This is a genomic window from Bradyrhizobium sp. 197, assembly GCF_023073375.1.
Classification (GTDB): domain Bacteria; phylum Pseudomonadota; class Alphaproteobacteria; order Rhizobiales; family Xanthobacteraceae; genus Bradyrhizobium.
In genome coordinates this window covers 1-11,717 of record NZ_JADPJJ010000162.1, presented here as the reverse complement: position 1 = coordinate 11,717, position 11,717 = coordinate 1, and the positions used below count along the sequence as shown (strand labels likewise).

Below are 11,717 nucleotides of genomic sequence, written 5' to 3'. Positions count from 1 at the left end.
GTTCAGACCTTCGGCCCTGCTTTTTCATCGCCCGGAAGGACCGGATAGTCGGCGCCCTCCCACGGAGACAAAAAGTCGAACTTGCGGAATTCCTGGTTGAGCCTGACCGGCTCGTACACCACCCGCTTCTCCTGGTCGTCGTAGCGGACCTCGACGAAACCGGTGGTCGGGAAGTCCTTGCGCAGCGGATGGCCCTCGAAGCCATAGTCGGTCAGGAGGCGGCGCATGTCGGGGTGTCCGACGAAGAACACGCCATAGAGGTCGTAGGCTTCGCGCTCGAACCAGTCGGCGCCCGGGAACACCTCGATCAGCGACGGCACCTGCGTGGTCTCGTCGGCCTGGGCCTTGAGCCGGATCCGCGCATTCAGGGCCGGTGACAGGAAGTGATAGATCACGTCGAAGCGTTTTTCACGCGAAGGATAGTCCACCGCCGTGATGTCGGTGAAGTTGATGAACCGGCAGTTCGGATCGTCGCGGAGGTACTTGACCACCTCGACGATCTTGCTGGCTTCGACATCGACCGTGAGCTGGTTGAAGGCCACCGAATGACCGATGGCAGCGCCCGGAAGCGCGCTAACGATCGTCTGCCCCAGGGCGTCGAGCTTGGCGTCGTCCATGACGTAAAACCTTAGCGTTCGATGGTACCGGTGCGGCGGATCTTCTTCTGCAGCAGCAGCACCCCGTAAAGCAGCGCTTCCGCCGTCGGTGGGCAGCCCGGCACGTAGATGTCGATCGGCACGATACGGTCGCAACCGCGCACGACCGAGTAGGAATAGTGATAATAGCCGCCACCATTGGCGCAGGAGCCCATCGAGATGACGTAGCGCGGCTCGGGCATCTGGTCGTAGACCTTGCGCAGCGCAGGCGCCATCTTGTTGGTCAGGGTGCCCGCGACGATCATTACGTCGGACTGGCGCGGCGAGGCACGCGGGGCGAAGCCGAAGCGCTCGATGTCGTAGCGCGGCATCGAAACCTGCATCATCTCGACCGCGCAGCAGGCGAGACCGAAGGTCATCCACATCAGCGAGCCGGTACGCGCCCAGGTGATGAGGTCGTCGGTCGCGGCCACGAAGAAGCCCTTGTCGGACAGCTCCGAATTGACCTCGAGGAAGAACGGATCACGGGCCCCGATCGGCTTGCCGGTCGACGGATCCAGAATGCCCTTGGGGGCCGGCGCTACGACCGGACCGGAGGACGGTGCAGGGTTCAATCCCATTCGAGTGCCCCTTTCTTCCATTCATAGGCGAACCCGACCGTCAGCACGCCGAGGAACACCACCATGGACCAGAAGCCGGTCGCGCCAAGCTTGCCGAACGCCACCGCCCAGGGAAACAGGAACGCCACCTCGAGGTCGAAGATGATGAAGAGGATGGCGACCAGATAGAAGCGGACGTCGAACTTCATGCGGGCGTCGTCGAAGGCGTTGAAACCGCACTCATACGCCGACAGCTTTTCCGGATCCGGCTGCTGGAACGCGACGATGAAGGGCGCGATCAACAGCACAAGGCCAATAAGGGCCGCTACCCCTATGAATACCACGAGTGGAAGATAGTTCTGAAGAATGCCGCTCATCGACGAGCCCTTTTTCCCGCAGCCTCGGGACAGCCACGGATTCGTCCAGTTTGGAATTGTTCTGAGCCTTAGCGCAGTGCACCAATGGGCGCAAGACACGCTCTTTTTAGGCCCTTTCCCGCTCCCGGAACGATGAAATTCCGGAATCACCCCGCGCTGGTATGGAGCAGATCAGAAAACCCGGCAAGGGTTGGGCAAGGGCGCCCACGGTTTTGCAGGGCAGCGGTTCTGAGATTGCGCGCACGGGCCGAGGCAGCTATTTGCCTCGCAACATCCGGTCAAAATGCCGGGGTTTTTGGCTGCCGCGGCGCACCCAAACCCAGGCGATGACCAGCACAGGCGCTCCCACGGTCACCCAGGCGACGTACTGGCCGACGGTCCCCCAGAGCAGCGCAGCGAGCAGACCGGTGATGGTCGCAGCCGCAAGCAGGACAGGTGCGGCAAAGACACGTATCCACCGGCGCGTACGGTCAGGGGAGCCATGCATCACGACGGGACCGGGGCTCGTCTGGCGAATGCGTCAGTTTTGGCAGGCGCGCGCTTGCGCCGCCGCGCCAGCCAGAGATAGAGGCCGCTGCCGATCATAACGATCGTGAGCAGGTCGAGCGCGGCCCAGATCACCTTGAGCGGCATCCCGCCATAGTCGCCGAAATGCAGCGGCTGCGAGATCAGGAGCGCCTGGAGATAGACCGGCAACGCGCGGCTGTCGGCGACCTGCCCCGTCTCTCCGTCGAGCAGCACCGGCTTGAGCAGCCGCGCCGTCAACGCCGTGTCGCCGCGCATGAAGGCGGCGAAGTGATGCGACGAGGTGAAGGGCGTCCCTGGAAAGGCGATGAAGGCGACCTCCATGCCGGGCGCGGTCTGTCTGGCGCGTGCGACGACGTCGTCGAGCGAGGCCAGATGCGATGGTGGCGGCTTGCCGGCATATGGCGCGACCATGCTGGCGAGTTCGGTCGCCTTCCACTGGTTGAGCATCAGCTCGGCCCAGGTGTTGACGACGCCGGTCAGGCCCACCACCAGCGCCCAGGCCACCGTCACCACGCCGATCAAATTGTGCCAGTCGAGCCAGCGCACGCGAGTTGAGGCGCGGTCGCGAATAGTGGCAAAGCGCAGACGGCGAGTGAACGGCCAGTACAGCACCACGCCGGAGATGATGGCGATTGCGAACAGCAGACCCATCCCGCCCAGAAACAGCTTTCCGGGCTGGCCCGCGAACATGTCGGTGTGCAGCTTCAGAACGATCAGCATCGGCCCGACGCCGACCGGGCCGAGCAGCTTGGTCGAGACCGCATCGAAGGCGCGCACGGTGGTATTATCGGGCAGCCCGTCGACGGCACTGTTGGTGAAAGCCGTGACGATCCCGGGCTCGTCCTTGTCCCAGGAGATATATTGCAGCACGCGGCCGGGATCGGCGGCGAGCGCGGCGTCTGCGACAGCCTGGGTCGTCGCACGCGCCGCGCTCGCATGAGCTTCGGGCTGGGGGGCATAGCCCAGGAGCTCATCGATCTCGTGATGAAAGATCAGCGGCAGGCCGGTCAGGCAGAGCAGCAGCAGAAAGACGGTCGAGATCAGGCTGGTCCAGGTGTGGACCACGGACCAGAGCCTGACCGTGCGCGCCTTCACGAAGCCCTCCCCTCGCCTGCGCCTACCATTTGTAGGAAACGCTGGCGGTGACGCGCCGGCGGTCGCCGTAGAAGCACGACGTCGCCGAGGCACAGCTCGCGACATAGATCTTGTCGGTCAGATTGATCACGTTGATAGCCGTGCGCCAGTTCTGCCATTCGTAATGGACTGCGAGATCGCCGAGCACAACCGCGGGAACCTCGAGGGTGTTGGCGGCGTCGGCCCAGGAAGACCCGACATAGCGCACACCGCCACCGAAGCCGACGCCCTCAAGCGGTCCGTCCTTGAAAGTGTAGTCCGCCCAGCCCGATACCAGCAACTCAGGCGTGTTGGTCGGCGTCTTGCCGACCAGCGACGGGTCGAGATCCCTGCTGTTGAACAGGTGATAGGCCGTGAACGCGCCGATCAGCTTCAGCTCCTTCGTGGCATTGGCCACGGCTTCGAGCTCGATGCCGCGCGAGGTCACCTCTCCGGTCTGGTTTTGCAGCAGCACATTCAACGGATCGGTGGTAGCCACGTTCTGGCGCTTCAGGTCGAACACCGAAGCGGTGAAATAGCCGTCGAATCCCTTCGGCGCGACCTTGACGCCGATCTCGGCCTGCTTGGCGGTCTCCGGCAGGAACAGCTGGTTTTGTGCGTTGAGGCCGATAATCGGATTGTAGCTCGTCGAATAGGAGACGTAGGGCGCGATGCCGTTGTCGAAATTGTAGATCAGCCCCGCGCGCCCGCTGAATCTGCTGTCATCGCGTTGGGCGATATTTGCGCCCGTGTCGCGGGCGGCCTGCGTCGTCTCGACCCAGTCATTGCGGCCGCTCAGCACCAGCGTGAAGTTGCCGAGCTTCATCTGGTCCTGAACGTAGGTGCCGGCCTGCTTCTGCGTGAGCAGGAAGTTGCGGAACGGCGCGCCCGCGAGCGGGATGTCGATACCATAGGCCGGATTGAAGACGTTGATCGGAGGAACCGTGCCGAAGTTGAAGGCCTGATAGTCATCGATCTGATAGCCCTTCAGATCGACACCGAACAGCATCGTGTGCCTGACCGGGCCGCTGTTGAAGCGATACTCGAGCTGGTTGTCGAGATTGGCCTGATTGGCGGTGTTCTTTGCATACCAATTGTAGCGACCCATCGTAGCCGTATTGATATTGTCCCAGCCATTACCGATGTAGCCGCGATAGGTCAGGTCGATATGTGCAAATCGCGCGTTCTGCCGGAACGTCAAATCGTCGGTGAGATTGCGCTCGAACTGGTAGCCGAGCATCTCCTGCTCGCGCGTGAACTTGTCGACGCTGGGATCGTCCACGAAGAAGCTGGTCGGAATCTTGCCGAACGGCGCGTTGGTCACCGTGCCCTGGTAGGGCAGGAAGTTGATGCCGCGGGTGTCCTGCTTCGAGGCCGAGGCCAGCACCGTGAAAGTGGTGTCGGCATCCGGCTTCCAGGTGAACGACGGCGCGATGAAGTAGTTGTTGTCGGGCGTGAAATTGACCTGCGTATTGCCGTTCTGGACCTGGCCGACGACGCGGTAGAACAGTTTGCCATCCTGGGACTGCGTCGCGACAGGACCGCCGACATCGAAGCCGACATAGGCATTACCGAAATTGTTGACGCCGGTCTCGATGTAACGGACCGGCTCGGTCGGCGGCATCTTGCTGATGACGTTGACGATGCCGCTCGGGCTCGACCCGCCATAGAGCACGGCCGACGGACCACGCAGCACCTCGACGCGCTCCATGTTCGACGGCTGCAGCTTCCAGCTCGCATAGGACGTGTAGAACAGCTGCATGCCGTCGAGAAACAGTCCGACATCGTCGGACTTGAAGCCGCGGATCAGCCACCAATCGTTGCGGGTGTCGGCACCGAAGGTTCCGGCGCGCACGCCGGCGGTGTAGCGCAGCACTTCGTCGAGCTTGTTCGGCTTCTGGTCGCGGATCTGCTCGGCGCCGATCACCGAGACCGACTGCGGCGTCTCCATGATCGGCGTGTTGGTCTTGGTGCCCGACGAACTGCGACCGGCGACGTAGCCGTGCACCGGGCCGAGCGGGGTCTCGACGAAACCGATATTGCGCTGCGGCTGCGGCTTGCTTCGGTCAGCAGTCTGCTGGGATGATCGCGGCGCGCGACGCTGGGCGGCGGCAGCACGGCGGCGCCCTTCCGGCGCGGCGACGGTCACCGACGGAATGTTCTGCGCGCCGCTCTGCGCAGAAGATTGTGCAAGCGATGCCTGCGGTACCAAAACCCAAGCGGATGCGGTCGCCAATACGGCCGACCGCAGCATTCCAAGACTGTTCACGCGCCACCCCAAACGTATCTGCATGCGTCATGCCGTCAGCCACGTGACGGCACTGCGGCGACGCTTAAGTGAGCGCGCGCGAAATCCCTAATTGAAAAGTTCTTAGAACGATTCTTAGAAAAGAAGGATTCTTAGAAAATTTCTTAGAAGCGATCCAATATCTCCGGAGATTGCCGCGCAATCAGCATTCCGGAGATTGCCGCGCAATCAGCGCGAAACTTTCTCGGCTTCGAGCAGCTTTTCTGCCGTCGCCGTGAGACGGTCGATCTGCGCCAACAGCGTCTCGAACTCGTCCTTGCTCAACTGTTCCAGCAATTTTCGATTACGGTCCTGCGCGCCTTCGACGATCGCATCATGCGCGGCGAGCCCTGCCGGTGTGAGCGAGACCAGCACCTCGCGGCTGTCCTTCGGGTTTGCCGACTTCGCGATCAGCTTGCGCGAGACGAGTTCCGCGAGTGCGCGACTGATCTGCCCCTTGTCCTGCCCGACGGCTTCGGCGAGCCGCGCCACGCTCATCGGCGGCCGGCGCCCGAGCGAGGCGACGAGGCCGAACTCGACGGAGGACAATCCGGCTAGGCGCTTGTAGCGCAGCATCGCACCGCGCTTGAGCAGATTGGCCAGCACCATCAGCCGTGACGACAGCATCGCGGTGATCGGCGCCGGCGAGTGACTTTCGTCCGCATCGGACGATGTGCGCCCGTCCCTGCCTGGTGTCTGGCTCATGATCCACCTCTGCCAAGAAAGCCGCGGCGTGCCAAGGGTTGGTAGCGCTAGCTCCCCAGCCTGATCCGAATGCGACTAAGAGGCATTTGGAAATTCGTTGACATTGTCATCGATCGGCCCTTCACTGGTGTTCAAGGCGTCAAAAGCCGGGCCAGCACGGCCGACAGCGGGAGGATCAGCATGACCATCACCCAGCGGGATCGCGATCTCGGCACCGCCTATGCGATGAAGCCGGCGCTCACACGTACCGAGCTCACCTCGGTCGTGCGCGGCACGCCGATGGGCGAACTGCTCCGCCGCTACTGGCATCCGGTCGGACTTGTCAGTGATGCCACCGACACGCCGAAGAAAGTGCGTGCCCTCGGCGAAGATCTGGTGCTGTTCCGCGACAAGCACGGCCGCGTCGGCCTCCTGCACGCCCGCTGCTGCCACCGCGGCACCACGCTCTATTACGGCAAGGTCGAGGAGGACGGCATCCGCTGCTGCTATCATGGCTGGAAGTTCGACACCGACGGTCACTGCCTGGAGCAGCCCTGCGAGCCCGACGGCGGCCTGTACAAGGACAAGGTGCGCCAGCCCTGGTATCCGGTCGAGGAGCGCTACGGGCTGATCTTCGCCTATATGGGTCCGGCCGAGAAACGCCCGGTGCTGCCGGCTTACGAATGCCTGGAGACCATGGATGACGGCGAGTTCGTCGAAGCCGACGATTCCTCGATCGGCGGCGGTGGTCCTGCGATCATCCCCTGCAACTGGCTCCAGCATTTCGAGAACGTGGTCGATCCCTACCACGTGCCGGTGCTGCACGGCTCGTTCTCGGGGCCGCAATTCACCAACATGATGGCGTCGATGCCGGAGGTGAAATTCGACAAGACGCCGCGCGGCATCGCCGTGCGCTCGATCCGCAAGCAGGATGACGGCAAGGTTTTTTACCGCGTTACCGAGGCCGCGCTGCCTACCTTGCGCGTCGTGCCGAACCCGCGCGTCGCGCAATTCGCCCGCGTTGAATCGATCGGCTGGACGCTGCCGATCGACGACACCTCGTTCCGCATCTACGTCGCCGGCCGCGTCAAGAACTCCGGCGACATCGGCCGCATGCGCTCGAAATTCAACGGAAAGTTCTGGTGGGACATGACCGAGACCGAGCACCAGCAGTTCCCCGGCGATTACGAGGCCCAGGTCGGCCAGGGCCCGCAGACCATCCATTCCGAGGAGCATTTCGGCCAGAGCGACCGCGGCATCCTCATGATCCGACGCATGCTGAGCGACCAGCTCGAAGCGATGGAAGCAGGCCGCGATCCGATCGGAACGTCCTTCGACACAAGCGCGCATCCCGTCGAATTCGAAGCGGGGAATTACATCCGCGAAGGCTGACTATCCGGCTCCAAATAGGAGCTGGACCGACAACGATAACAAAGACTAATTGGGGGAAGCGATGGTCGATGTGACGTCACAAATGTCGGTGCAAACGGCCGCCGCGGCAAAGCCTTCGGCGCGGCGCTATTACGTGCTGGGCCTGCTCACCATCATCTATGCGCTGAATTTCCTCGACCGCACGATCTTCAACGTCCTGATCGAGCCGATCAAGAAGGAGTTTCAGCTCAGCGACACCATGATGGGCCTGCTCGCGGGCTTCGGCTTCGCGCTGTTCTACTCCCTGCTCGGCATTCCCATCGCGCGCGTCGCCGACCGGCTCAACCGGCGCAACATCGTCGCCGCCGCCTTCGCGTTCTGGAGCGCGATGACGGCACTGTGCGGCGCGGCTTCGAGCGTCACCTCGCTGGCGCTGGCGAGGATCGGCGTCGGCATCGGCGAATCCGCGGGCTCGCCCGCCTCGCAATCCATCGTCGCCGATCTCTTCGCCAAGAACGAGCGTCCGCGCGCGCTCGGCATCTACGCCGTCGGCACCTATCTCGGCGTCTTCCTCGGCTATTTCGTCGGCGGCTACGTCAACCAGCACTATGGCTGGCGGATGGCGTTCTACGCCGCGGGCGTGCCCGGCATTCTGCTTGCATTGATCCTGTGGCTGACGATCTCCGAGCCGAAGCGCGGCGCCATGCAGGAGAGCTTCGTGCCCGAGCCGCTCGGCCCGACGCTGCGCTTCCTCGCATCCCAGCGAAGCTTCATCATCGTGCTGATCGGTTTCTGTCTCACCACTTACACGAACTACGCGACCGCGGCGTGGATCCCGCCGTTCCTGGCCCGCGTGCACCATCTGTCGAGCGCCGAGATCGGCACCTATGCCGGCACCTTCAAGGGGCTCGCCGGCATGGCCGGCACCCTGCTCGGCGGCTTCGTGGTGGCCAACATCAGCCGCCGCGACGATCGCTGGAAGCTGTGGGCGCCCGCGATCACCTCTGGCCTCGCCGGCCCCGTGTTCGCGGTATGCATGCTGACGCAGGACTTTGCGATGATGGTGGCCATGCTGGCGCTGACCTCGTTCCTGGTCGGCTTCCATCTCGGGCCGATCTTCGCGATCGCACAGACGGTGGCCAAGCCGAGCATGCGGGCACTCGCCTCCGCCCTGATCGCGCTCACCGCCACCTGCTTCGGCCAGGGCGTCGGCCCGCTCGCTGTGGGCATGGTCAACGACGCCCTCAAAGGCAGCTATGGCGCGGACGCCGTGCGCTATTCCCTGCTTTCGGCTGCGGTCACGACCACGCTGGGGGCGATCCTGTTCGTCTGGGCGGCCCACACCATCCGGGACGATATCGGCCGGGCCGCAGCCTGAGGCAGGCCCTGGAACACCTCCGCCCGGTGAAACCCGCCGGGTGGCTAGATGAAACCATTTTGCGGAACCCGCGAAACCATCCGGAAACAGACGGTCCCTACAAGGAGAGCCATAGACGGCGGCAAAGCCCGTCGGGAGGCTCAGATGAACCACTCCATTCACTCTGCTGATCGTGCGACCCACATGAAGATCGTGGTGGTGGCGCTGGTGGCCGGCATCACTGTGGCCGGCTTCGGGATCGCAGCCCGCACCAATGCCGATCACAGCCAGACCGCCCAGTCCACCCACGTGATCAAAGCCGGCAAACCGGTCGTGGTGACGAGCGCCGGGACGTCAGATATCCGCTGACGCGAGGCTTACGGACAGACCAGTGGCCGCCTCCGGGCGGCCTTTTTGATTCAGGCGACGGGTGAGGACGCCGACATGGATCGGGTCAATAGCTGCCGCATCTGTGCTTGAATTTCTCGCCTGAACCGCAACAGGGCGCCGCGCGAGCGCGGGAGTTTTACGCCGGTCGAAGGCCAAAAAGCACGCAGGAGTCGTGCCGCGAGCGACCGGGCATCGAAGCAAGAAGAGGATTCGGAGGTAAGGGTATGAAAGGATTGCCAAAAAATGGCGCGAGAGACGGGGCTCGAACCCGCGACCTCCGGCGTGACAGGCCGGCGCTCTAACCAACTGAGCTACTCCCGCGTGACACGCAAATGTCTGCGGAACGAGGGGGACTTAAAGGCCGGACCTGTTGAAGTCAAGGACGTTGCATCCGCAGCCTGAACGAGCGGATTTCCGTCGAGGGCGCGCACGAACGTGACCCTCGGCCGCGAGGGCCGGCGTAGTCAGTCCGATCCCGAATCGTCTACGCCTCCGGGAACTTGCGGGTTCAGGGGCCGTCTTCCCGACCACCGGCAGGAATCGAGGAGGCTAGACATCGAGGAGGCCAGACATGGCTAAGAAGGACTCGACGAAGAAGGCTGCTGCTCCCGCCACCATCACGCTCAAGCACCTCGCCGCCGACATTGCGGAGAGCCAGGACCTGTCGAAAAAGCACGCCGAGGCGGTCCTAACCGACATGGTCGACCTGATCACCAAGCACCTCAAGAAGGGCGACCGCGTCCGCATCGTCGGGCTCGGCATCCTCCAGGTCCGCAAGCGCGCCGCCCGCACCGGCCGTAATCCCGCGACTGGCGAGCCGATCCATATCAAGGCCAGCAAGAAGGTCGCCTTCCGCCCGGTCAAGGAACTGAAAGAGGCGATCTAACCACTCACCTTTCGTTAAGCCTGAGCAGCGTCGTCCCGCCGCAACGCGGCCCACTTTTCTGGTATACCGCCTCTCTCCCCTGACCCGGCGGTTTGACCAGAAATGTCCTCCCTCACCTTTTCGCATACCGTGACCGAGCGCTTCCTGCGCTACGTCCTCATCGACACCCAGTCCGATCCGGAATCCCCGGCCTCGCCGTCGACCGAGAAGCAGAAAGACCTCGGCCGTGTGCTCGCCGCCGAGCTTAGAGACATGGGCGTTGCCGATGCCCATCTCGACGATTACGGCTACGTCTACGGAACGATCCCGGCGAACACCGACAAGAAGGTGCCCGTGATCTGCTTCTGCTCGCACATGGACACCTCGCCCGACGTTACCGGCAAGGGCGTCAAGCCGCAGGTGGTCAACAACTATCGCGGCGGCGATATCACTCTATCCGGCGACACCAGCCAGGTGATCCGCTTCGCCGAGCATCCAGCGCTGAAGAACCAGATCGGCAACGACATCATCACCACCGACGGCACCACGCTGCTCGGGGCCGACAACAAGGCCGGCGTCGCCGAGATCATGGATGCCGCGCATTTCTTCATCAACAACCGCGACGTGAAGCACGGCACCATCAAGATCCTGTTCACGCCCGACGAGGAGATCGGCCGCGGCGTCGACAATGTCGACCTGACGAAGCTCGGCGCCGAGTTCGGCTACACCATGGACGGCGAGAGCGCGGGCTGCGTCGAGGACGAGACCTTTTCCGCCGACGGCGCCGTCATCACCATCAACGGCGTCAGCGCCCATCCCGGCTATGCCAAGGGCAAGATGGAGCACGCGATCAAGATCGCGGCGGCCATCGTCGAGCGGCTCCCGAAGGAAGGCTGCTCGCCCGAGACGACCTCAGGCAAGCAGGGCTTTCTGCATCCGATCGGCATCGAGGGCGCACTGGAGCAGGCAACGCTCTCCTTCATCGTGCGCGACTTCACCGAGGAAGGGCTCAAGGAGAAGGAAGTCCTGCTCGATAACATCGTCAAGGACGTGATGAAGGACTATCCGCGCTCGACCTACAGGTTCGAGGTGCGAGAGCAGTACCGCAACATGAAGCAGGTGATCGATCGTCACCCGCACATCCTCGAATACGCCATCGAAGCGATCCGCCGCGCCGGCCTGCGCCCGATGCGCACCGCGATCCGCGGCGGCACCGACGGCTCTAGGCTCTCCTTCATGGGCCTGCCCTGCCCCAACATCTTTGCCGGCGAGCACGCGTTTCACTCGCGGCTCGAATGGGTCAGCCGGCAGGACATGGAGAAAGCCGTGCAGACCATCGTGCATCTCGCGATGATCTGGGAGGAGAAAGCGTAGATACGCGCAGACGCCGTGGCCGGGCTTGCTCCCGGCCACAAGCGCAGGCCGCAGCCTTTACGGCACCGGCTTCGCGCGTCGTCCGTGAAGAATTCCCAAGTCGTTGATTTAGAATCTGGAAACGGCGCACTGGGCTAATTGAGCTTGCCGGGAATCGGGTGCAACGAAGGGGATTC

At 63.3% G+C, this 11,717-nt stretch carries 11 protein-coding genes and 1 tRNA gene; 5 read left to right on the top strand and 7 right to left on the bottom strand.

Annotated elements, in window-relative coordinates:
- Positions 1-2: 2 nt before the first annotated feature.
- The 6 genes from IVB27_RS35380 to IVB27_RS35355 all read right to left on the bottom strand — a co-directional run bounded on the left by IVB27_RS35380 (position 3) and on the right by IVB27_RS35355 (position 6,205).
- Positions 3-617: an NADH-quinone oxidoreductase subunit C gene (locus tag IVB27_RS35380; protein ID WP_247349319.1), complete on the bottom strand. Its 615-nt coding sequence runs from the start codon at positions 615-617 to the stop codon at positions 3-5.
- Between the two features lie 11 nt (positions 618-628).
- On the bottom strand, positions 629-1,210 hold the full coding sequence (locus IVB27_RS35375) for a NuoB/complex I 20 kDa subunit family protein (protein WP_247349482.1): 582 nt from the start codon (positions 1,208-1,210) through the stop codon (positions 629-631).
- Positions 1,207-1,572, bottom strand: coding sequence for an NADH-quinone oxidoreductase subunit A (locus IVB27_RS35370; protein ID WP_247349320.1), 366 nt, complete (start codon positions 1,570-1,572; stop codon positions 1,207-1,209). Before IVB27_RS35370 ends, IVB27_RS35375 begins: the two co-directional genes overlap by 4 nt.
- A 486-nt stretch (positions 1,573-2,058) precedes the next feature.
- Entirely contained in the window at positions 2,059-3,195 is a 1,137-nt protein-coding gene (locus IVB27_RS35365) for a PepSY-associated TM helix domain-containing protein (protein WP_247447329.1), read from the bottom strand.
- Positions 3,196-3,217: 22 nt separating this feature from the next.
- Positions 3,218-5,467: a TonB-dependent siderophore receptor gene (locus IVB27_RS35360; RefSeq protein WP_247447416.1), complete on the bottom strand. Its 2,250-nt coding sequence runs from the start codon at positions 5,465-5,467 to the stop codon at positions 3,218-3,220.
- A 222-nt stretch (positions 5,468-5,689) separates the two neighbouring features.
- Positions 5,690-6,205 carry a MarR family winged helix-turn-helix transcriptional regulator gene (locus IVB27_RS35355; protein ID WP_247447328.1) on the bottom strand — a complete coding sequence of 172 codons (516 nt, stop codon included), beginning with the start codon at positions 6,203-6,205 and terminating at the stop codon, positions 5,690-5,692.
- A 180-nt stretch (positions 6,206-6,385) separates the two neighbouring features.
- Between IVB27_RS35355 and IVB27_RS35350 the strand changes: the two genes are divergently transcribed.
- The 3 genes from IVB27_RS35350 to IVB27_RS35340 all read left to right on the top strand — a co-directional run bounded on the left by IVB27_RS35350 (position 6,386) and on the right by IVB27_RS35340 (position 9,281).
- Positions 6,386-7,576: an aromatic ring-hydroxylating dioxygenase subunit alpha gene (locus IVB27_RS35350; RefSeq protein WP_247447327.1), complete on the top strand. Its 1,191-nt coding sequence runs from the start codon at positions 6,386-6,388 to the stop codon at positions 7,574-7,576.
- A 61-nt stretch (positions 7,577-7,637) separates the two neighbouring features.
- Positions 7,638-8,933 (top strand): spinster family MFS transporter, encoded by a 1,296-nt coding sequence (locus IVB27_RS35345; RefSeq protein WP_345946959.1) that lies wholly within the window; start codon positions 7,638-7,640, stop codon positions 8,931-8,933.
- 144 nt (positions 8,934-9,077) lie between these two features.
- Positions 9,078-9,281: a hypothetical protein gene (locus IVB27_RS35340; protein WP_247447324.1), complete on the top strand. Its 204-nt coding sequence runs from the start codon at positions 9,078-9,080 to the stop codon at positions 9,279-9,281.
- 265 nt (positions 9,282-9,546) lie between these two features.
- Here IVB27_RS35340 and IVB27_RS35335 read toward each other — a convergent pair.
- Positions 9,547-9,623: transfer RNA gene (locus tag IVB27_RS35335), tRNA-Asp, on the bottom strand.
- A 250-nt stretch (positions 9,624-9,873) separates the two neighbouring features.
- On the opposite strand from IVB27_RS35335, the gene IVB27_RS35330 reads away from it, so the two are divergent.
- Together IVB27_RS35330 and pepT are read left to right on the top strand one after the other, a co-directional pair.
- The gene (locus tag IVB27_RS35330; protein WP_247447323.1) at positions 9,874-10,188 is read left to right on the top strand and encodes an HU family DNA-binding protein; all 315 of its coding nucleotides are present in this window, start codon (positions 9,874-9,876) and stop codon (positions 10,186-10,188) included.
- A 102-nt stretch (positions 10,189-10,290) separates the two neighbouring features.
- Positions 10,291-11,541 carry a peptidase T gene (gene pepT, locus IVB27_RS35325; protein ID WP_247447322.1) on the top strand — a complete coding sequence of 417 codons (1,251 nt, stop codon included), beginning with the start codon at positions 10,291-10,293 and terminating at the stop codon, positions 11,539-11,541.
- Positions 11,542-11,717: the final 176 nt, after the last annotated feature.

Coding starts and splice junctions, on each gene's coding strand:
- IVB27_RS35380 (WP_247349319.1), bottom strand. CDS start 617: ATGGACGACGCCAAGCTCGACGCCCTGGGGCAGACGATCGTTAGCGCG.
- IVB27_RS35370 (WP_247349320.1), bottom strand. CDS start 1,572: ATGAGCGGCATTCTTCAGAACTATCTTCCACTCGTGGTATTCATAGGG.
- IVB27_RS35360 (WP_247447416.1), bottom strand. CDS start 5,467: ATGCTGCGGTCGGCCGTATTGGCGACCGCATCCGCTTGGGTTTTGGTA.
- IVB27_RS35355 (WP_247447328.1), bottom strand. CDS start 6,205: ATGAGCCAGACACCAGGCAGGGACGGGCGCACATCGTCCGATGCGGAC.
- IVB27_RS35350 (WP_247447327.1), top strand. CDS start 6,386: ATGACCATCACCCAGCGGGATCGCGATCTCGGCACCGCCTATGCGATG.
- IVB27_RS35345 (WP_345946959.1), top strand. CDS start 7,638: ATGGTCGATGTGACGTCACAAATGTCGGTGCAAACGGCCGCCGCGGCA.
- IVB27_RS35340 (WP_247447324.1), top strand. CDS start 9,078: ATGAACCACTCCATTCACTCTGCTGATCGTGCGACCCACATGAAGATC.
- IVB27_RS35330 (WP_247447323.1), top strand. CDS start 9,874: ATGGCTAAGAAGGACTCGACGAAGAAGGCTGCTGCTCCCGCCACCATC.
- pepT (WP_247447322.1), top strand. CDS start 10,291: ATGTCCTCCCTCACCTTTTCGCATACCGTGACCGAGCGCTTCCTGCGC.